The following is a 20,367-nucleotide window of genomic DNA, read 5'->3' as shown; positions in this document are numbered from 1 at the left end:
CGCGTAAGTCAGCGGCGAAGAACAAGGCGGACAGGCTCAAACAGTATTTGTCCGATTGCCTCCATGGGGAGAAGATTCAGGACAAAGAGTTTTCGATTGGTTGGCGTAAGAGCCGGAGAATTCATATTGATGAAGGGGCTGCCATTCCACCAGCGTATTTGATTCCTGTGCCAGATAAGGTGGACAAGCAAGGCTTGAAAGATGCGCTGCGGCAGGGTGTGCTCCTGCCGGGGATTACGCTGATGGAGTACAATAATATTCAGATTCAATAATGGATGAATCCCCTGTGCCGCGTATGGTACAGGGGAAATCTTTTGGGAGGAATATGTAATGAAGAAAATTGCGGCAAAAATGATTGCGGTCATGCGCGAGTGCAGTCATATCGCAAAAAATGGAACGAACAGCTTTTATGGATACACCTACGCGACGTGTGCTGATGTTCTGAGCAAAGTGAATGCTGCTCTTGTACAGCAGGGGCTTGCCTCGCTTGTTATTCCTGAGCTTATCAGCTTGGAGGAGGTCAAGACGGCAAAGGGCAGCATCGAGCACCTTGCGACGGTGAAGGTGAATATCACGCTGATCGACCGTGATTCGGATGAGAGCATGCTCATTACGGGGCTTGGGAGTGGGCAGGACAGCGGTGATAAGGCGGTGATGAAGGCGCAGACCGCAGCCGTTAAATACGCCTATATGCTCAGTCTATCCATCAGCACAGGCGACGATCCAGAGGCAGATGCGCGGACGGATGAGAGTACGTCCGTTGACCCCTCAAGAAAAACCACTCCGATCAAAACGACGGCAAAGAGTCGCGCTGTTGCGATTCCACTGAAGCAGGAACGCCCCGCTGCGGGTGCTGCATCTTACTGTGAGGAGTGCGGCATAAAGCTGACCGATAAGGTGCGGGCATTCTCTGAGAGCAGATACCATCGTATGCTTTGTATGGACTGTCAGAAGCGGGCACTGGCGGGAGCATAACAAAAAGAGCTGCCAGCAATGACAGCTCTGAGATCTCACAACGCTTTACGGCGTCCATATCAAGTTTGCAGAGAGTAGGTGAAACAGATGGGCTTCTCCACGTTTTCCTGACTGTTCATGGTAGAGGCGGATCGCATTATGCAGTTTATCGATATCCGCAAAGTAACGCTGTATGAAATCGCGACTTTTGATGTGCTCGCCCGGAAAGAGGATCTCTGCGCAATAGGAGCTGGGCTTATAGCGCGTCTTGTCTTTTTGCAGATACTTCTCGACTTGCCCTTCAGCGATAATCAGTAGCATCTCAATTTCTGGGCGTGTGTAGATGTTATGCACAGGATAGCGTTCTGCATAGAGGGGTGGGAGTTTGAAGGAATCCTTTTTGGAATCCAGAATCCGCAGGATATTCACACGCCGTTGGTATGCTCGATTCAGAAAGGAAGACTGAATCTCAGAGGACTTTCGCTTGCGGGTGACTTCTCTTCCAACCAGATTATCATGAGCAAATACGAGGCTGTTATGGTCGAGCAGCAATTCAATGATTGCCTGCTCCGCCGCGCCCTCGCAGATGCAGATGACATATTCTTCTTTCAGGTGGTCGAAGTTTAGCCCATCTTGCTGCATAGATAGTCCTCCAACGCCTGAATGCTCTCGTATGACGGAGCCGTTCCCTCAATATAGTTCGAGAGGATTACATCGCTTTTCTTGACATCATTCCGCTTGACCTCGGATGCGTAGTTCAGCAGCTCGATTGAGGCGTCTGTCTGATTACGGCGCGTAATATAGATGTTATCCTTGCGATCCATAAAATCGAGGATTTCTGCATAGTGCGTGGAGAAAATGAGGCATGCGCCATGCTTGTTGATACGCTCATTTTTAAAGATATTCGTAATCATGCGCACGAGCTCTTTGTTCATGTGATTCTCAAGCTCATCAACAATAAGATACCCACCTGTTTGGAGAACATTCTCAATGAGCATCATGATGTTCTGCCCCTTGATTGTACCAGAGGAGACGAGGTTATTGATCCTCCACACATTTGTGCCACTTATAGGGCGCGAATCATTTTTGAATTTTACAGTATAGGTAACATCATCATTTGACTCAGAGGCAGTGAGTTCATCCAGAGTTGGGTCAAAAACATTCAGAATCTCAGTGGGCGAAGATCCTCTTTGGTGTAAAAAATTGATGTTTGCTGAATTAATTAACGAACATAAACAAGATCGCTGACTACGTGCGATTCTTATTATTATGCTATCGTCATCTTGTAAAAAAACAAGAGTTTCTTGTGGTAACTTTGACCGATAAAGCATCGGCTTTGTGTCACCAAAATATAGTACGTCCTTTTTTGACTTCATAGATGCAAGAGGTTTCTTGAAAAGGATTTCCTCTTGAAAATAAAGCTCTGTGTCAGCAATCCGAGACGCTTTTCTTATGCCTATAATAGAGCTCAGCTCATAGCACATACCTCGATAGGAAAAGTCTAAGATAATTTTTGTTCCTTCTTGTAAGAGCTCCTTCCCGTATGAAATTTCATTGAGACTTACATGGTCTAAGAGAAATGCCATGGCAAAAAAAATTAGTTTCAGTGAAGATGTTTTGCCGGATGCATTGATGCCAACAAATGCAGCAAGTTTTTGTGTATAGAGACTCTTACGCACCTGAAATACTTGTGTAGGATCAGAGACACGATCCTCAGCCATGAGACTAAACTCAAAGCAACCATCATGAAAGAGTGGGATGTTCTCATAACGTATGCGGAGTATCTTGATAGAATCTGTCATAAAATCTCCTCCTATGAGAATATTATAGCATAAAACACTGTTTATAACCACGAGAAACGTTTATAAATAGTAAACGAAAGTGCTAGAAAACAAAAAAGCACCATCATTCCTGACAGTGCAGTGCTCTCTATGGAGCGGGCAATGGGAATCGAACCCACCTCCCGAGCTTGGGAAGCTCGTATTCTACCGATGAACTATGCCCGCAATTTTTGGAAGCCCGATAAGGTGTAAATAAGGTGTAAGGACTTCGTTTTTCGCCTCTGAGAAAATTCTGCAAAGGCTTGGTATTCTTTGCTCTACGGGATTCGCTCCAAAGTGTGGAATATAAGCTTGAGAAGCTTTCATTCTACCGATGAACTACGCCCGCGAACAGTCCTATGATAGCAGATTCGGCAGCGTTTGTCAAATCTGTCGGATCGGTGCACGTGCATTTCGATGATGCGGCGGTTATCCCTGTTCCGTGCGCCGTTCCTTCTCAAGGTAGACGAGGAGGACGGAGATGTCGGCGGGGGAGACACCGCTGATGCGGGATGCCTGTCCGATGGAGCGCGGGCGGATGGCGGCGAGTTTTTCCGCCGCCTCAAGGCGCAGACTTGTGATGACACTGTAGTCCAGCCCATCGGGGATGCGGCAGCTCTCCAGACGCTGCGTGCGTGCGATCTGTTCGCGTTGCTTCTTTATATATCCGTCATACCGCGCCATGATCTCGACCTCCTCCTTGACATCTGCCGCAAGAGGCGGGAGGTCAAAGAGCGGGGCGAGCGCGTCATAGCTTCCCTCGCGTGAGAGGAGGGCGAGAAGCGTCATGGGGACGCGCAGGGGGGATAGACCTGCTGCGCCAAGACGCGCTTCGGTATCGGCACTCGGGCTGAGTTTTGTCGCTTCCAAGCGATGCAGGCTCTCCTCGATGGCATCCCTCTTTGCCGTAAAGCGAGCCCACCGTGCGTCGCTGACGAGACCGATGGTGCGGCCAATGGGGGTGAGTCTGAGATCGGCGTTATCCTGCCGGAGGATGAGGCGGTACTCGGCACGGCTTGTCATCATGCGGTACGGCTCGTCTGTACCCTTTGTCACGAGATCGTCGATGAGGACGCCGATGTAGCCGTCGCTACGGCGCAGGATCAGCGGCTCCTCCCCTTTGATTTCGCGCACGGCATTGATGCCGGCGATGAGTCCCTGCGCCGCCGCCTCCTCGTAGCCGCTCGTGCCGTTCGACTGTCCGGCAGAGTAGAGCCCTCGGATGTGCATGACGGCAAGCGTTGGGGCGAGTTGGAGCGGGTCGAGACAGTCATACTCAATGGCGTAGCCGGGGCGCATAATGCGCGCGTGCTCAAGTCCCGCGATGGTCGTGAGGAATGCCTCCTGCACGTCGGTCGGCAGACTGGTGGACATGCCTTGCACGTAAATCTCGTTGGTATGCAGTCCCTCGGGTTCGAGAAAGAGCTGGTGACGCTCCTTGTCGGGGAAGCGTGCGATCTTCGTCTCGACGGAGGGGCAGTAGCGCGGCCCGACGCCCTCAATCACACCGTTCGCCATCGGGGCACGGTGGAGATTTGCACGAATAACCTCGTGCGTCACTTCGTTTGTATAGCCGAGGTAGCACGGTGTCTGTTCGTCCGGCATCGTATTCGTCAAAAAGGAGAATGCAGGTGCCGTCGGGTCACCCGCCTGTATGGTGGTTTTGCTGAAGTCGATGGTGCGGCGGTCGATGCGTGCGGGCGTGCCGGTCTTAAAGCGCATGAGCTTCAGGCCAAGTGCGCTGAGCGAGTCCGAGAGTGCCATCGCAGGACGCTGTCCGTTCGGACCGCTGTCGTAGATGGTCTCACCGAGGATGATGCGCCCGCGCAGGTACGTCCCCGTGGCGATAATCACGGCGCGTGCGGTGAGGCGTTCGCCCGTCTCGCAGAGGACACCCGTGACACGCTTTTCCCCCGCAGTTTCCTCTGTGAGAAGCTCTGTCACAAGCAGCTGACGCACCGCGAGGTTCTCGGTGTTTTCGACGGTTTCCTTCATGATGCGCTGATAGAGGAACTTGTCCGCCTGCATACGGAGGGAATGGACAGCAGGCCCCTTGCCCGTGTTGAGGAGACGCCGCTGAATGCTCGCACGGTCGGCGGCGATGCCCATCTCCCCGCCGAGTGCATCGATCTCACGGACGAGATGACTCTTGCCGGGGCCGCCAATGGAGGGGTTGCATGGCAGCATAGCGATGTTGTCAAGCGAGAGCGTGACGATGAGTGTGCGCTGTCCCAGACGCGCGGCGGCAAGTGCCGCCTCGACACCTGCATGACCTGCGCCAATCACGATGATATCATAATCTGTAGTGGTATTCACATCAGGATTCCTTTGGATTATGTCACATAAAATATGTTATCTTTGTGTTATTCCGATACAATGAAATTCACAGGTACTTCGCGCAGCTCTGTCTCCATCCGCCGCCAGCGAATGCCCGCAGAGTCAAACATCCGCTTGGAGATCTTCGTCGCCTCGGTCGCGGCGTATTTGTCCGAGAGGTAGATGACCTCGCGGATGCCGCTCTGGATGATCGCCTTGCAGCATTCGTTGCACGGGAACAGGGAGACGTAGATACGACAGCCCTTCAGTGACGTGCTCGCATTCAGGATGGCGTTCAGCTCGGCGTGCACGACGTAGGGGTATTTCTGCTCGGCGAATTCGCCCGTCCGCCCCCACGGGTACTCGCGGTCATCGCAGCCGTTCGGCATGCCGTTGTAGCCGACGCCGACGATGTGCTTGTCCTCGTTGACGATGCACGCGCCGACCTGCGTGTGCGGGTCCTTGCTGCGGTAGGCGGAGAAGATCGCAACACCCATGAAGTATTCGTCCCAAGAGATAATCATACTACTCTCCTTGCACAACATACGTTCGTTTGTTATAATGAGAAAAGGCACTGCTGTCAAAAACGGTAGGCGGCTAATCTCGCCCCCGAAAGGGGGAATACACATGGATACCTATGAGTTCCTATCATTTCTCATAGTATATACCATACTGATTCTGTCAGTAAAAAGATAAACGAGAAAACCCCGCCTTGCGCTCCAAATCGTAGGCGGGGAATCTCTCTGCTTTAGCATTAGGGGCGGCCGCCCATCGGCAGTGCCCTTTTTCTATGCTTATTTTACTTCAATTCGCGCAGTTCGTCAAGCGTTGCGCTCACTTCACGAAGAGTCCGCGATAGAGGCGCGGGCTGCGCACGCCCGGCTTGATCTCGCCGCTGATGGAGTAGAGTGCGCCCTTTGCCATGACGAGTGCCTCACCGCAGGGTGCGGGGAACGGCAGCTGTCCGACGGTGCGCCATGCGTCGGTCTTGGCGTTATAGACGAGGATGTCGCGATTCCAATGGTAGTCCTCGGGGGACATGGTAAAGTAGTGGGCGCGGAATGCGTCTTTTTCCTCGCCTTGCAGAGTGCTTAGATTCGATACTGCCCAGTTGTAAATCTCGTGGTTGAAGCCGCCGACGACCAGCATCTCGTCCGCATTGAGACGTACGGAACGCGCACCGAGGAGCGAGACGGGGGTGCCGTTCACGTTCGGCCCCTTGACCTCTGTCCACGTGCGCGCCTTCGGATCGTAGGCATAGCCGTCCGTGTACGCTACGTTCGCGCCGCCGCTAAACACGTAGAGCCGCCCACCGAGGAACTCCGCAACGGACTGCTCGCGTGCCTCGCCGGGGAAGTCGGGCAGTGTGGTGAGCGTTCCCGTCCGTACATCGTAGGTGTAGAACTGCTTGCTGAGTGTGCCGTCCTGCTTGCCGCCGCCGAGGTACACTGTGCCCTTGTCATAGGCGGCAACACCGTTCTGGAGGGCAAAGGGCAGGGCGGGCAGCGTCTCTGTATGGAGTTTTCCGTTCGGCGCGGTGAGGCGTGTCACTGCACGCGCCCCTATCTCGTCGGTACTGCCGCCGAAGTAGAGCACGCCGTCCGGTGTCGTCACGGATACGCCGTAGCCGACGGGGTACGGCATCTGCGCGTGATCTGTCTCGGTGAGCCCTGCTGGCGTGGCGCGCAGGACGTAGATGTCGGGATAGGTCACCTTTGCCCCGCCCGTGAGCGGCCCGCCATCGGGGAAGTTCGCGCCGCCTCCGACGATGATGCAGTCGCCGAACGTCCCCTGTACGAGACCCGCAACGCCGATGTTCTCCGCGTATCCTGCGGCGGGGGAGAGTGTGCCGACCGACTGCCACGCGAGCGCAGGTGTGCCGACCTCGGCGGGCGCGGCTGCAGCCGTGAGCGGGGCAAGGGCGATGAGTGCCGCGAGCACGGCGTGACGGAATGAACGAGTCATATCATTTCCTCCTTTTGTATCGGGGCATAGGAAGCGCGGATACACGCAGTCCCCATCATCTTGGCGCATATTTCCACCTGTACTGCGCTGTCGAGCCTCCCCACAGCTTTAGCTTTGGCTATGCATTCGACCGATCTCTCTGACGGGAAAAATCTGAACCAATCCGATAGACTCCATTTTATCAGCGAGTCCTTAAAATATTTTCTATTTTTACAAGGAAATGATAGCATATTTGACGATAAAATTCAAATATTTTTCATATTATTCATGCATTCTTCGGAACTTTCGTGCCGCGCCGTGATTGCGCCGTTCGTTTCGGTAACGGTGATCCTCTTTTCCTCCGATTTCAGTGTGTCGGGGTGATCCGTGCGGTAGTGTGCGCCCCTGCTTTCCCGTCGGAGCAGAGCTGCTGTCAGAACTGCCGTCGCCGTCCGCAGCTGGGCGGACAGGCGAAGGGATGCAGCTGCATCCGCTGCAGCCGTCGCGGGAGCATTACGCTCCATTTCCTCCAGTGCATCCGTGCAGAAGCGGATTGCCCGCGTCAGCCCCTCCGCGCTGCGTGCGATCATGGCATTCTCTGTCATCAGGCTGCGGAGACGGCTGCGTGTGGCGTTTGCGTCGGGGATGCTGTGCGCGTGCAGGAGGATCGCATCGTCCGCAGCCATTGTGCCGCGCGCCTCCGTGGCGGCGGATTTGCCCGCGATCTCTCCGAATACAAGCCCGTTTGCACTGGACAGCCCGCCGATCCGATCCGCCCCGTGTATCCCGCCGGTCACTTCGCCGCAGGCATAAAGGCCGGGGACATCCGTTGCGGCATCGCTGTCGATCACGATGCCGCCGTTCGCTGCATGGGCGTACATCCCGATTCGCACGGGATCGTTCGGGGTCAGCCCCTTTTTCTCGCGCAGCCAGTCGAAATAGGTCGCGATAAACTCGGGCGGATTTTGCTTCATCTCGTCCGAATAGCTCGCATACGCCCCGCCGCTCTGCTCCGCGCGTGCAATGGCGAAGTCGACCGCGCGATCCGCGCCCGCAGAGGTAAACGGCCCGTGCGTGGAGCGCTGCGCCAACAGTGCGGCGCGGTTCGGCAGATGCGCCAAGATGTCGTTTCCGTCCGCGTCGCAGAAGGTGGCAAAACGAAAGGTCTTTTCATTGAATACGGTCTTTGGCGCAGGGGAGAGGAAGCCGGGCATCATCTGCATGAACTCCATATTGATGAGCCGTGCCCCCGCCCGCAGTGCCAAGGCGTGTCCCGTCCCCGTGACATCGGCGGTCGTGAGACAGTTCTGAAACAGCCCGCTGTAACCGCCCGTGGCGAGGACGACCGCCTTGCTGCGAATGGCGAGGAGGCGGTTCTTCGCTGCGAACACTGCGCCGCACACGCGTCCGCTGCGCTGAACGAGTTCCAATGCCTCATGATGGGGGCAGAGCCGCACCCCGTATTCCGACAGCTCCTTTTGGAAGACGGCACGCATACGGGCGGCTTCCAGACCGTTCCAATTTCGCCGCTTGTGGTCAAAACAGGGGATAAACTCTTTTTCATCGGATTTTTCCGCCGTCCGCAGCCGTATGCCGCGTGCTTTCAGCGTGTTGATCGCGGGATTGATCTTGTGTACGAAGGTTTTGACGAGCGCGGGTGTCGTCATCCCTGCCCCGACTCGTGCAATGCTTGCGGCAAGGTCGTCCTCGTCCGCCGCGTCCACAGGACCGATCAGCCCCAGTCCCCACGTCCCCGGGAAAAAGCTGGAGCCGGAAAAGATCTCCGTACTGCTCGTGAGCACGACGGCGCAGCCCTCTTTTGCCGCCGCAATCGCCGCACAGACACCGGCAATGCCCGCGCCGAGCACAAGCACGTCACAGTGGTCTTGGGATGGAATAATCATGTGGTCTTTCTCCTTATCAGGACATCTGCTCGGTCAGAGGGGTGACACACCCCTGCGGTTCGGCGTATGCTTTGCGTTCACACGAGGTCGACGCGCAGCACGCCGTCGATCTGGCGCAGTGTGTCCACAATGAATGTGGGCTTCAGATGTTCGCCGTTATACACCTCGAAGTTCAGATAGACGCGCCGCTCGCCGGGAGTCTCCGCCTCGTCCTCGTCCGTCTTGACCTTCACGCCGCGCGAGCGCAGGTGCAGATCCTCAATGCACGCGCTGATGCGCATGATTTGCCCGGGGCGGTCAACGGTGTGGATGGAGAGCGAGAGCATGTGATCGTGGTCGACCCACGCGTCGAGGCGCGAGAGGTTGCCGAGGATCAGGAAGACAATCGCCGTCGTCACACCTGCGCTGAGGTAGAATCCCGCGCCGACCGCGAGCCCCACGCCTGCGACCACCCAGAGCGTCGCCGCCGTCGTAAGCCCCGTGACGGTCAGCCCCTCCTTCATGATCGCACCCGCGCCGAGGAAGCCGATGCCGCTGACGACCTGCGCCGCGAGTCGTGCGGGGTCGGCGTTCGTTTTCCCCTCCACGTTGTCGTACAGTGCCTGTGACATCAGCATGATAAGGCACGAGCCGAGCGCAACCAGCATATTTGTCCGAAGCCCTGCAGACTTGTGCCGCATCTGCCGCTCATAGCCGATGATTCCGCCCATCGCGCACGAGAGCACGAGACGCAGACAGATCTCCCATTCCTGCATGAGATACTTCCCTTCTATAAATATATGTTTGTCAAATTCGTATTCCTCGCAAGGAGTACAGATGAGCACTGTTCCACATTATCCACAACTGTGCAGAACTCTGTGGACAAAATTGTTCAAAAGTCCGAAAACGCCTTTATCCACATAGTTTTACACAGTGTTCATAATTTTTACGAACGATTTTACAATTTCTGTGGATAATGTGGATAAAACGGTGGATAACCCCATATATGGAGTGAAAAATATATGAAAATCTATATTTTGTGCGATGGAACGGTAAACTTATCCACAGCCCGACGGGAAAAAACAGGGAAAACTTTCCACGATGCTCCCGCAGTTTTGCACAGCCCCATCAGCGTTCCTCCACACGCCACACACGATAGGGATGTGCGATCAGAGCTGCATTGTAGTAGCGTTTCAACCCCGTTACCTCCGTGTCAATCCATGGGGGCAGGGCGAACTCCTCCGTCTCGGACGTGAGCTCGATCTCCGCGATGACGAGCCCCTCGTTCGCACCGTGGAAAACATCCACCTCCCAGATGTGCGCGGCATAGTTTTCCACATAGCGTGTTTTTTCCACAAGCGGCTCGTCGCAGAGCGCGAGCAGTTCTTGCGCCTCGGCAAGGGGGATCTTATACTCGTATTCGAGTCGTCGCGCTCCCTCTGTTTTTCCTTTGATGGTCAGGAATCCCTGTATACCTGCCGTTCGGATTCGTACGGTTCGATTCGGATCACGCGAGAGATAGCCCTGTGCCATTTCAATTCCGATGCCTGTCGGTCGGAACGTATTCGCAACCTTGAATTTTCGTTCGATTTCAACACCCATGAAGCCGCGTCCTTTCTGGATTCTATTGAAGAATACCTTGCATATTCCGCGCGTTTGCTATATATTATGTGATACTGAACGGATGGAGTTATTGTAACAGCACTTTTTGCGGAGCGCAACCACACCGCGCTGAATACACATCCGCAGGCAGGGAATGCTTCGCCCACAGGAATACAAGGGAGGAAAGGATCGATCCCGTTTTGACTACATTACCACCGAAGAGACGCACAACGAAGAAGCGCATCTGGCCGTACGTCCTGCTCGGCACCCTCCTCATCTTTGTGCTCGCAGCGGTTGCGGGCGCGTTCTTCGCCCAGAGCAGTCTGCTCGACCGCACGAAGAGCGACCACAAGGAGGAGCTTCTCGTTGCAAAGGACAAGGCGACGATCATGATTATGGGCGTCGACGAGCGCGAGGGCGACGTGGGGCGCAGCGATACGCTCATGGTCGCCACCATCGACCCCGTGCGCAATGAGACTGCACTCCTCTCCATCCCGCGTGACACGCGCGTTGCCATCCCGCGGAACGGATACGACAAGATCAACGCCGCCTACGCCTATGGCGGGGAGAAACTGACGCAGACCACCGTCGAGGATCTCCTCGGCGTGCGCATCGACCACTATGTCATCATCAATACCCACGCATTTCAAAAGATCGTCGATGCCATCGGCGGCATCGACATCGACGTGGAAAAGCGGATGTACTATGAAGACCCGTGGGACGACGATGGCGGGCTCATCATCGACCTGCGCCCGGGGCGGCAGCACATGGACGGCAAAACCGCCGTCACCTACGTCCGCTACCGCGACGAGGAGGGCGATATCGGGCGCGTCAAACGCCAGCAGAAATTCATGCGTGCGTGCGTCGATGCCGTCACCACGCCCGCGATCCTGCCGCGCCTGCCGGGCATCATCAGCAGCGTCATCGACAGCGTCAAGACCGACCTCAGCGTCCGCCAGATGCTCGAGTTCATCGGCACGCTCAAGGAGTCGCAGGCAAAGGGGCTGCGCACCGACATGGTGCCCGGCCGCCCGCTCTACATCGACGGCGTGAGCTACTGGGTGCCCGATATGGCGCAGCTGCGGCGCGGCATGGCGAACGCCCTCGGCGTCACCCTCACGAACACCGAGCGCAGCCGCATGGAGCGCGCCGTGCGTGAGTATGAGGACTCCATCCCCGCAGATGCGACCGAGCTGCCCGCAGGCGATACCTCCGTCGGACACGCCGTCAGTGTCGATGAGGCCCTCGGCAGCAGTCGGAAAAAATCGTCCGACCGCACCGCGAAAGAGGATGCCGACGAGCGCAGGACGAACACTGACGAGCGCACGCACACGGACACGCGCACAAAAGCGCGTGACGCGGCAGACGAGCGCACCACGCGTCCCGGTCGCAGCAGTGAACCCGTCCCCGCCACCGATTCGGGGCGGCACGCGAGCACGCGGCAGAGCGCAGACGCCCCCGTGGAGCAGCCCGCCGCGCGGACAACCCGCAGTGCGAGCTCCGATGCGCCAACGCGCGGGAGTGCGGACACGGGCAAGGAAGAATAATTTTTAGGGAATCACTGATAAAATGAAGTCCGTCAGATTGGTGTAGATTTTTTGTCCTGTCAAGGAGACAAACCGGACGCATAGCAGAGGCTATGTGGAGGATTTGTCGACGCAGAGAGGGCGAAAAAGATGCACCAAGATGATTGGGCTGAATTTATCAGTGCTTCCTTAGGAGAGCATACGGGAGGTTTCCCGCAGAAAGGAAGATGTATCATGGCAAGCAAATTTGACGCAGAGGCACTCGAACTCCATAAACGCTATCAGGGCAAACTCGCAATCACACCGACTGTTCCCCTCGAGACGCGCGACGACCTCAGCCGCGCTTACACACCGGGCGTTGCTGCGCCGTGCCTTGCGATCAAGGAGAACCCCGAGACCATCTACGACTACACCACCAAGGGCAACATGGTCGCCGTCGTCACGAACGGCACCGCCGTTCTCGGCCTCGGCAACATCGGCGCGGGCGCAGGCCTGCCCGTCATGGAGGGCAAATCCATCCTCTTCAAGGGCTTTGCGGGTGTGGACTCCGTCCCTGTCTGCGTGAACAGCCAGAAAGTCGAGGATGTGGTCAAGGTCTGCCAGCTGATCGCCCCCACCTACGGCGGCATCAACCTCGAGGACATCAAGGCACCTCAGTGCTTTGACATCGAAAGCGAGCTGAAGAAGACCCTCGACATCCCCGTGTTCCACGATGACCAGCACGGCACTGCCATCGTCGTTGTCTCCGCGCTCCTCAACGCCTACAAGTACCTCGACAAGGATCTGCGCACGGCGAAGATCGTCATCAACGGTGCGGGCGCGGCAGGACAGGCAATCGCGCGCCTCCTCTTCTCCTACGGCATCCAGACCGTTGTCCTCTGCGACACGACGGGCGCGGTCTACGAGGGGCGTACGGAGAACATGAACCCCTACAAGGACGCGCTTGCAAAGGTCTCCAACCGTCAGAAGGAAAAGGGCACGCTCGCACAAATCGTCAAGGGCAAGGACATCTTCATCGGCGTTTCTGCGCCCGGCAGCCTCACCCCCGAGATGATCAAGAGCATGAATGCGGATCCCGTCATCATGGCGATGGCGAACCCCGTCCCCGAAATCCTGCCCGACGAGGCAAAGGCGGCAGGCGCACGCATCGTCTGCACGGGTCGCTCCGACTTCCCCAACCAGGTCAACAACCTCCTTGCATTCCCCGGCATCTTCCGTGGGGCACTCGACGTGCGTGCGAAGGAGATCAACGATGAGATGAAGATCGCTGCCGCGAATGCAATCGCTTCCCTCATCCCTGAGTGCGAGCTCAACGAGACCAACATCATCGCGAGCCCGCTCGACCCGCGCGTCGCACCCGCCGTCGCCTCCGCCGTCGCAAAGGCTGCGCTCGACACCGGCGTCGCCCGCCTGACGGACGTCACACCCGAGGCCGTCGCCGCCCATACGCGTGAACTCTTGGGACATACGGTTGCTTGATGCAATAAGCATAAACGCAGTGCTGCCGAAGGACAACAATCCTTCGGCGGCATTTTTTAATAGGAATCACTGATAAAATGAAGTCCTCCCGATTGGTGTAGATTTTCATCCGAACAAGGTGGAAAACCGGACGCAGAGCGGTGCTCTGTGGGGATTTCCCGCCGACGTGCGGACGAAAAAGATGCGCCAAGGTGGCGTGGCTGAATTTATCCGTGCTTCCCTAATCATTCCGTTTTCGAACGAAAAAATACCGCCCAAGGGCAGTCGTCTTTCGGCGGTGTTTTTCTTTTCAAACTTTGTGTACGAATTTCTCCCAGATCTCCGCGTATGCATCCTCCACGGCACGGACGTAGAGCGGCGCGTCGGTCAGCGGTGCGCGTCCCAGTATGGCACGCAGATTCATCCGCAGAGCGCACAGCGTTTCGGGGGAGGAGGCGAGTGTCCGTGCGATCTGCACATAGTCTGCGGGATCTTTCGCGATGAGTTCGGGTAGATTCGCGTTGATGAGCAGGCTCTCGCCGAAGCGTGCGCCGTGGCTCTCCCCGCGAAGCGTTACAACGGGGACGCCCATCGCCAGTGCCTCGCAGGTGGTGATGCCGCCCGTGTAGGGGAATGTGTCGAGTGCGATGTCCATATCCCCGTACTCCGCGAGATGGTCGCGGGTGAATCCGCGCATCTCCACACATTCTGCGGGAATTCCGCAGCGGGCGAAACGCTCCGCCGCGTGCGCACGTCCCTCCGCACTGCCGAACAGCTTGCTCTTGAGGAGGAGACGCGCCCCCGGCACTGCCGCAAGCACTTCCCGCCAGAGAAGGAGTACCTCATCGGTCACTTTGTTGAAATTGTTGAACGAGCCGAACGTGACAGAGCCGCTGCGCTCCATCGGCGGCGGGGTGATGGCGGGCAGATCTGCGGGCAGCGTGTAGCAGAAATGGCTGCGCGGCAAGCGGATCATCTCCTCGGTAAAGGCATCGTCCGCCGTGCCTACGGGATCGACGTACACATCCGAGAGCATATACGAGACGGCGGGCAGTCCCGTCGTGTTGAAGTAGCCGATGCCCGTCACCTGTACGGGCGCGGGCTTGTGCGCGAGGACGGGAAGGCAGTTGTTCTGCGTGTGCCCCGCAAGATCCACGAGAATGTCGATCTCGTCCGCGCGTACGCGTGCCGCAATCTCCTCTGCGGCCATCCCCTGTATGTTGCGCCACGCATCCGCCTGTGCGCGGAACTCCTCTGAGACACGATCCTCCGCGCCGTTCATGTAGCAGTAGACGGCAAAACGGGAGCGATCCGAGCGATGCAGGAGCGGGCGCACGAGCGTTCCGACGGGATGTGCGCGCAGGTCAGGCGAGATGTAGCCGATGCGGATGCGGTCGTGCCCGCGCATAGCGTCTGCACGAGATGCGAGCGGCGTGACATCCGCATAGAGCGCAGCGTAGCCGCGTGCGAGGTTTGCGTAGGAGGAACGCTGCGCGGCGGGCAGATAGTTCGCGGCAAAGAGCGCGTTGCTGTATTCGATCGCCTTCTTCTCACGCGTCGTTTCGAGACGGCTCGATGCGCGGAAGGCATCGACCGCCGCCGCGCTCGCGCCCGTCACCGTCAGTGCTTCGCCGAGCAGACTGTAGGCACTCGCGAGAAAGACTGTGTGGTAGGCAGGATTGTCCCCTGCGGCAATGCGCTGTTCGAGTGCGGCGATCAAGGAGCGCAGATGCGTGATCGCGGTGCAGAACTTTCCCTCGGCGCGGTCGATGTAGATCTCCTGCCGTGCCGCGCCCACGTGGTCGGGACGCAGCGCACGGATGCGTGCAATCTCCGCACGCGCCTCCTCGTACGTCCCAAGCCCCGTCAGTGCCGCTGCACGGATGTAGCGCATCTCTACATCCTCGGGCAGAGCGGCGAGCATCTCCCCCGTCAGCTCCGCTGCGCGTGCATATTCCCGCGCCTCATACAGCGCATTCGCCCGCACGAGCATCTTCTGTCGCCGCGCCGCTATCTTCTTCATGCGTCCGCCTCCTCCGTACAGTGCTTCCTCAAATTGTTATTCGACGAGGGCGCAGGGAAATCCTTTATTACCGCTATCCTGCGGCTATGTGTGCTCCGTAGCAAACCCTAGTGAAGCGAGCGGGAAAAGCACACGTTCTGCCCCCTGCGGATTTTAACCGTTCAAGCGAAGCGCGTTTGGAATCCGCAGGTATTTAGGCAGATAAGTGTGCGGCCGCTTGCGTAACGAGGGTTCTGCGAGGAGCGCACAAGTAGAAGGACACCCCCGTATTCCCCGCAGACATAGACTTTTCGTCGTGAAAATGCTATAATCATCGTGGAATATTATCGAACGAACATAAAGAGGTGACATTTTGGATCTGGATTTTGGACAGGGGCGCATCGTCCCGGTCAACCTCGAACACGAGATGAAGAACTCCTACATCGACTACGCGATGAGCGTCATTGTCGCACGCGCCCTCCCCGATGTGCGCGACGGACTGAAGCCCGTACACCGCCGCATCCTCTACGCGATGCAGGGCTCGGGCATGACGAGCTCCAAGCCGTACAAAAAATCGGCGCGTATCGTCGGTGAAGTGCTCGGTAAATATCACCCGCACGGCGACACCTCCGTCTATGACGCGATCGTCCGCATGGCGCAGGACTTCTCCATGCGCTATATGCTCGCGGACGGGCACGGCAACTTCGGCTCGGTCGACGGGGATTCTGCGGCGGCGATGCGCTACACCGAGGTACGCATGTCGAAGATCGCAGAGCTCATGCTGCGTGACATCGACAAGGAAACGGTCGACTTTACGGACAACTACGACGGCTCGGAGAAAGAGCCGACCGTCCTCCCCGCGAAATTCCCGCAGCTGCTCGTCAACGGCACGGCGGGCATCGCCGTCGGCATGGCGACGAACATCCCGCCGCACAACATGGTCGAGGTCATCAACGGCACGCTGATGCTCATTGATAACCCCGAGACAACCATCGAGGAACTCATGGGCGTTATCAAGGGCCCCGACTTCCCGACGGCAGGGCTCATCCTCGGCACGGAGGAGATCCGCAAGGCATATATGACGGGGCGCGGCGTGGTGAAGATGCGTGCACGCGCCCATATTGAAACCATGAGCAACGGCAAGCCGCGCATCATTGTCACCGAGCTCCCGTACCAGGTCAACAAGGCACGTCTCATCGAGAAAATCGCCGAGCTCGTCCGCGACAAGCAGATCGACGGCGTGACGGATCTGCGCGACGAGTCCGACCGCAGTGGTATGCGCATCGTCATTGAGCTGCGCCGCGACAGTGCGCCCAACGTCATACTCAACCAGCTCTATAAGCACACGCAGCTGCAGGACAGCTTCGGCATCATCATGCTCGCCCTCGTGGACGGGCAGCCCGTCATCATGAACATCAAGCAGATGCTCGGGCACTACATCAGCCATCAGGAAACGGTCATCACGCGGCGCACGCAGTACGAGCTCGCAAAGGCACAGGCACGCGCCCATATCCTCGAAGGACTCACGATTGCCCTTGATCATCTCGACGCTGTCATTACAACGATTCGCGAGAGCCGTACAGCGGACATCGCACGCACGGCACTGATGGATGGGTTCAAACTTACGGAGAAGCAGGCACAGGCGATCCTTGATCTCAGACTGCAGCGTCTCACCGGTCTTGAGCGCGAGAAGATCGAGGAGGAGTACCAAGAGGTACTGCGGATGATCGAGGAGCTCAAGGGCATCCTCGCCGACCGCATGAAAGTCCTCGCCATCATCAAAAACGAGCTCATCGAGGTACGCGACAAATACGGCGACGAACGCCGCACAGAGATCACATTTGACGCGAGCGAGATGGACATTACCGACCTCATCGCACAGGAGGATGTCGTCGTCACGCTCACGCTGAACAACTACATCAAGCGCATCCCGCTCGACACCTATCGCCGTCAGCGGCGCGGGGGCGTCGGCGTGAAGGGCATGGGGACGAAGGAGACGGACATCGTCAGCGACCTCCTCATCACGACGACGCACCACGACATCCTCTTCTTTACCAACCGTGGGCGTGCGTTTGTGCTGAAGGCATACGAGATCCCCGAGAGCGGGCGGCAGGCGAAGGGCACCGCCATCGTCAACCTCCTCGCCGTTGAGAGCGATGAGCGCATCACCGCTGTCATCCAGATCAAGGAGTTCCGCGCCGACCGCTTCCTCTTCCTCGCGACGAAGCGCGGCGTGGTGAAGAAAACCCCGCTCGCCGAGTTTGCAAACATCCGCAAGAGCGGGCTGCGGGCGGTCAACCTCGACGAGGACGACGAGCTCATCGGTGTGAAATTCACCGACGGTGAGAACCGTATCATGCTCGGCACACGCCACGGCAAGGCAATCGCCTTCCCCGAGGACGGCGTGCGCTCCATGGGGCGCGTCACGCGCGGCGTGCGCGGCATCAATCTCAGCGACGGCGATGAGGTCGTCGCGATGGACATCCTGAAGCAGGATTCCGAGGTGCTCACCGTCACCGAGGGCGGCTACGGCAAGCGTACCACCGCCGAGGAGTACCGCACGCAGACGCGCGGCGGCAAGGGGCTCATCAACATGAAGGTCACCGACAAGACCGGTCCCGTCGTCGGCATCCGCGTTGTCCGTGAGAACCAGGAACTCATGCTCATCACGACCGATGGGCTTGTCATCCGCACCATGGTTGACGAGATCTCCCTCATCAGCCGCAACACACAGGGCGTGAAGCTCATGACCCTCGGCGAAAGCGACCGCGTCGCCTCCATGGCAACCATGAACCGCATCGTCGACAGCACGGGCGAGTAACCGAATCAAAACACAGCGGCATTTCCCGTGAAAGGGGATCAGAGGAGTGTATCAGTCGATTGTAATGACGGATTTCTCGCCATCCTGGCGTAAAGTTCCCTATGAGGCATATCCGGAGATGTCGCTCATGACGCTCGGCGCACGGAGCTATCTCGTGGGCGGTGTGGGGGAGAGCTATACGACGGACGCGCACATTCTCGTCGGCAATTACAGTTCTCTCGCTCACAATTTGCATTTTTATCTGGGACTGAGTCATAATCATCGTGCGGTCACGAGCTATCCCATGTCTGTGTTGACGGGTGCGCAGGGCAATGAGCACGCTGCCTACAACCGCCACCAGCTCATTCTGGGAAACGATGTGTGGATCGGCGCGGATGTGATGCTGATGAGCGGGGTGCACGTTGGCAACGGCGCGGTCATTGGCGCGGGGGCGGTGGTGGCAAAGGATGTGCCGCCCTATGCCGTTGTGGTCGGCAATCCCGCACGCGTGATCAAGTACCGCTTCGACGCAGAGACCATCGAACGTCTCCAGCGAATCAAATGGTGGAACTGGCCGCAGGAGGAGATTGAGCGGCATATTCCGGCGTTGAACGATGATATGGAGGCTTTTTTGGATCGCTTCGATGTGTCGGAGGAGACAGAGGAGCCGGATGAGACGGCGGATGCCATTCGGCGTCTTCGGGCGCAGGGCTATACGGTTTCCTACTTTATTCCTGACTTTAACATTCAAGTCCCATACGCTGTTTGGACACGCGTGGTTGACAGCTTCCTCGCAGCATATACGGCACAGGATCCGGCGGCGCTCGTGCTTGCCATACCTAATGGCAAAGGCGTAGATGCCTACACTGAGGCGATTGCCGCACGGGTGGCGGAGATGGGGGAGCGTGCGCCGCTGATTCTGACGCATCGGTGCGGCGGGGCGCAGCCCTTCTCGGTGGCGGCACTCAAGGCATCGGATGCGTACATCACGACGCGTGAGCCGGTCTGCTCGTATGCGGTGGACTACGCTGCCGACGCACATCTTCCGATTCGCTACGGATTGGATGCGGGGCGGCTGGTCTTTCCACCGCTCTGATGGGATACAAAATGGGGCTGTTACACGAAGTTTTCTAGCTTCGTGCAACAGCCCCTTTTTTGTATGTGTTCCCTTGGGGTGCTATTTTTTCTGCCGCACGGCTTCGGTCGTGCGGATTTTTTTTTCCATGGCACTCGGGGGGAGGATCTTCAGCACCTCGGTATAGACGAGGTCGACGAGGAAGAACTGCACAATCTTCGAGGCGATGGAGCCGGTCTCGAGCGGTGTCTCCTCTGAAATGTAGGTCAGGCTCACGTCGGAGGCGTCACGCAGGGCAGATGGGTGGTTCTCAGTGAGCGAGATGATCCTGAGACCGCGCGCGCGCGCAAGGGCGACGGTGTCCAGGATCTCTGCGGTCTCGCCCGAGTGGGAGATGGCAAAGATGACATCTCCCGGCTCCATGATGGCGGCGATCATGCGCATACTGTGGTTGTCGCGCGGGGCGATGCAGTTCATGCCGATACGCAGGAATTTGAAATAGGAGTCCTGCGCGATGATGCCGGAGTAGCCGAGCCCGATGAAGGAGATGCGCTGTGCGCTGATGAGAAACTGCGCACAGCGGTCGATGGTCTCGTTGCGGATGAGATCCCGCGTCTTTTCGAGGGCAATCATATTTGCGGAGAGGAGCTTGTGCGCGGTCTCGCGTGGGGGTTCGTTGTTCCGTATGTTGCTGCGGCCGAGGTAGCGGCCGAGCTCCGCGCCCTCCTCGGCGAGTGCCGCCTTGAAGTCGGCAAGTCCAGCGAAGCCCATTTTGCGGACGAAGCGGGTGCAGGTTGCCTCAGCGGTGCCGCTCGCGGCTGCGATCTCGGAGATGGTCATGCGTGGGATGTCGGTAAGACGCGCGCGGATGCATTCAATGATCTTGCGGTCGCCCTTGGAAACGCGGAACGGCGGATCATCGAGGCGGCTGAGTATCTTCATGGTATCACCTCTTCCGTTCTTCTGAGGGAATCGCTGCATCTATCA

The 20,367-nt window shown here is 57.7% G+C and carries 17 protein-coding genes and 1 tRNA gene; 7 read left to right on the top strand and 11 right to left on the bottom strand.

Features of this window, described 5'->3' with window-relative positions; translation table 11 throughout:
* Both ACO6BQ_RS03505 and ACO6BQ_RS03500 read left to right on the top strand, forming a co-directional pair.
* Positions 1-272, top strand: a 272-nt coding sequence (locus ACO6BQ_RS03505) for a siphovirus Gp157 family protein (protein WP_489119539.1), incomplete at its 5' end; no start/stop codon positions are given.
* 58 nt (positions 273-330) lie between these two features.
* The gene (locus ACO6BQ_RS03500; protein WP_489119538.1) at positions 331-975 is read left to right on the top strand and encodes an ERF family protein; all 645 of its coding nucleotides are present in this window, start codon (positions 331-333) and stop codon (positions 973-975) included.
* A 45-nt stretch (positions 976-1,020) separates the two neighbouring features.
* Here the strand turns inward: ACO6BQ_RS03500 and ACO6BQ_RS03495 are convergent, their stop codons facing one another.
* From ACO6BQ_RS03495 to ACO6BQ_RS03455, 9 genes are all read right to left on the bottom strand, one after another.
* Positions 1,021-1,596, bottom strand: coding sequence for a hypothetical protein (locus ACO6BQ_RS03495; protein ID WP_489119537.1), 576 nt, complete (start codon positions 1,594-1,596; stop codon positions 1,021-1,023).
* Positions 1,578-2,756, bottom strand: coding sequence for an AAA family ATPase (locus tag ACO6BQ_RS03490; protein ID WP_489119536.1), 1,179 nt, complete (start codon positions 2,754-2,756; stop codon positions 1,578-1,580). Before ACO6BQ_RS03490 ends, ACO6BQ_RS03495 begins: the two co-directional genes overlap by 19 nt.
* A gap of 130 nt (positions 2,757-2,886) precedes the next feature.
* Positions 2,887-2,960, bottom strand: a tRNA-Gly gene (locus ACO6BQ_RS03485).
* Positions 2,961-3,203: 243 nt separating this feature from the next.
* Positions 3,204-5,090 (bottom strand): tRNA uridine-5-carboxymethylaminomethyl(34) synthesis enzyme MnmG, encoded by a 1,887-nt coding sequence (gene mnmG, locus ACO6BQ_RS03480; RefSeq protein ID WP_489119535.1) that lies wholly within the window; start codon positions 5,088-5,090, stop codon positions 3,204-3,206.
* A gap of 47 nt (positions 5,091-5,137) precedes the next feature.
* Positions 5,138-5,614, bottom strand: coding sequence for a deoxycytidylate deaminase (locus tag ACO6BQ_RS03475; RefSeq protein ID WP_489119534.1), 477 nt, complete (start codon positions 5,612-5,614; stop codon positions 5,138-5,140).
* Between the two features lie 310 nt (positions 5,615-5,924).
* Entirely contained in the window at positions 5,925-7,055 is a 1,131-nt protein-coding gene (locus ACO6BQ_RS03470) for a cyclically-permuted mutarotase family protein (RefSeq protein WP_489119533.1), read from the bottom strand.
* A 245-nt stretch (positions 7,056-7,300) separates the two neighbouring features.
* The gene (locus tag ACO6BQ_RS03465; RefSeq protein ID WP_489119532.1) at positions 7,301-8,938 is read right to left on the bottom strand and encodes an FAD-binding protein; all 1,638 of its coding nucleotides are present in this window, start codon (positions 8,936-8,938) and stop codon (positions 7,301-7,303) included.
* A 77-nt stretch (positions 8,939-9,015) separates the two neighbouring features.
* Complete coding sequence (locus ACO6BQ_RS03460; RefSeq protein ID WP_489119531.1) at positions 9,016-9,693, bottom strand: MgtC/SapB family protein; 678 nt, start codon at positions 9,691-9,693, stop codon at positions 9,016-9,018.
* Positions 9,694-10,045: 352 nt separating this feature from the next.
* Positions 10,046-10,519 (bottom strand): CYTH domain-containing protein, encoded by a 474-nt coding sequence (locus ACO6BQ_RS03455; protein ID WP_489119530.1) that lies wholly within the window; start codon positions 10,517-10,519, stop codon positions 10,046-10,048.
* A gap of 200 nt (positions 10,520-10,719) precedes the next feature.
* Here ACO6BQ_RS03455 and ACO6BQ_RS03450 point away from each other — a divergent pair, with 200 nt between their 5' ends.
* The 3 genes from ACO6BQ_RS03450 to ACO6BQ_RS03440 are packed head-to-tail and all read left to right on the top strand — an operon-like array spanning position 10,720 to position 13,524.
* Complete coding sequence (locus tag ACO6BQ_RS03450) at positions 10,720-12,066, top strand: LCP family protein (protein WP_489119529.1); 1,347 nt, start codon at positions 10,720-10,722, stop codon at positions 12,064-12,066.
* A gap of 46 nt (positions 12,067-12,112) precedes the next feature.
* Entirely contained in the window at positions 12,113-12,238 is a 126-nt protein-coding gene (locus ACO6BQ_RS03445; RefSeq protein ID WP_489119540.1) for a secretion protein HlyD, read from the top strand.
* Between the two features lie 41 nt (positions 12,239-12,279).
* The gene (locus ACO6BQ_RS03440) at positions 12,280-13,524 is read left to right on the top strand and encodes an NAD(P)-dependent malic enzyme (protein ID WP_489119528.1); all 1,245 of its coding nucleotides are present in this window, start codon (positions 12,280-12,282) and stop codon (positions 13,522-13,524) included.
* A gap of 289 nt (positions 13,525-13,813) precedes the next feature.
* Here ACO6BQ_RS03440 and ACO6BQ_RS03435 read toward each other — a convergent pair whose 3' ends face one another.
* The gene (locus ACO6BQ_RS03435; protein WP_489119527.1) at positions 13,814-15,526 is read right to left on the bottom strand and encodes an O-linked N-acetylglucosamine transferase, SPINDLY family protein; all 1,713 of its coding nucleotides are present in this window, start codon (positions 15,524-15,526) and stop codon (positions 13,814-13,816) included.
* A gap of 352 nt (positions 15,527-15,878) precedes the next feature.
* Here ACO6BQ_RS03435 and gyrA point away from each other — a divergent pair, with 352 nt between their 5' ends.
* Positions 15,879-18,326 carry a DNA gyrase subunit A gene (gyrA, locus tag ACO6BQ_RS03430; protein ID WP_489119526.1) on the top strand — a complete coding sequence of 816 codons (2,448 nt, stop codon included), beginning with the start codon at positions 15,879-15,881 and terminating at the stop codon, positions 18,324-18,326.
* A gap of 46 nt (positions 18,327-18,372) precedes the next feature.
* Positions 18,373-19,401, top strand: a complete 1,029-nt coding sequence (locus ACO6BQ_RS03425) for a CatB-related O-acetyltransferase (protein WP_489119525.1) — start codon at positions 18,373-18,375, stop codon at positions 19,399-19,401.
* 81 nt (positions 19,402-19,482) lie between these two features.
* Here the strand turns inward: ACO6BQ_RS03425 and ACO6BQ_RS03420 are convergent, their stop codons facing one another.
* On the bottom strand, positions 19,483-20,322 hold the full coding sequence (locus ACO6BQ_RS03420; protein WP_489119524.1) for a MurR/RpiR family transcriptional regulator: 840 nt from the start codon (positions 20,320-20,322) through the stop codon (positions 19,483-19,485).
* Positions 20,323-20,367 lie beyond the last annotated feature (45 nt).

The sequence above is a fragment of the Centipeda sp. (in: firmicutes) genome (genome assembly GCF_057271695.1).
Note: the sequence above shows the minus strand (reverse complement) of the source record. Positions and strands in the feature narration are given on the sequence as shown.

Excerpts from the sequence above, each read along its gene's own strand:
- ACO6BQ_RS03500 (WP_489119538.1), top strand. The coding sequence starts at position 331 with ATGAAGAAAATTGCGGCAAAAATGATTGCGGTCATGCGCGAGTGCAGT.
- ACO6BQ_RS03495 (WP_489119537.1), bottom strand. The coding sequence starts at position 1,596 with ATGCAGCAAGATGGGCTAAACTTCGACCACCTGAAAGAAGAATATGTC.
- ACO6BQ_RS03490 (WP_489119536.1), bottom strand. The coding sequence starts at position 2,756 with ATGACAGATTCTATCAAGATACTCCGCATACGTTATGAGAACATCCCA.
- ACO6BQ_RS03475 (WP_489119534.1), bottom strand. The coding sequence starts at position 5,614 with ATGATTATCTCTTGGGACGAATACTTCATGGGTGTTGCGATCTTCTCC.
- ACO6BQ_RS03470 (WP_489119533.1), bottom strand. The coding sequence starts at position 7,055 with ATGACTCGTTCATTCCGTCACGCCGTGCTCGCGGCACTCATCGCCCTT.
- ACO6BQ_RS03465 (WP_489119532.1), bottom strand. The coding sequence starts at position 8,938 with ATGATTATTCCATCCCAAGACCACTGTGACGTGCTTGTGCTCGGCGCG.
- ACO6BQ_RS03460 (WP_489119531.1), bottom strand. The coding sequence starts at position 9,693 with ATGCAGGAATGGGAGATCTGTCTGCGTCTCGTGCTCTCGTGCGCGATG.
- ACO6BQ_RS03455 (WP_489119530.1), bottom strand. The coding sequence starts at position 10,519 with ATGGGTGTTGAAATCGAACGAAAATTCAAGGTTGCGAATACGTTCCGA.
- ACO6BQ_RS03440 (WP_489119528.1), top strand. The coding sequence starts at position 12,280 with ATGGCAAGCAAATTTGACGCAGAGGCACTCGAACTCCATAAACGCTAT.
- ACO6BQ_RS03435 (WP_489119527.1), bottom strand. The coding sequence starts at position 15,526 with ATGAAGAAGATAGCGGCGCGGCGACAGAAGATGCTCGTGCGGGCGAAT.
- ACO6BQ_RS03420 (WP_489119524.1), bottom strand. The coding sequence starts at position 20,322 with ATGAAGATACTCAGCCGCCTCGATGATCCGCCGTTCCGCGTTTCCAAG.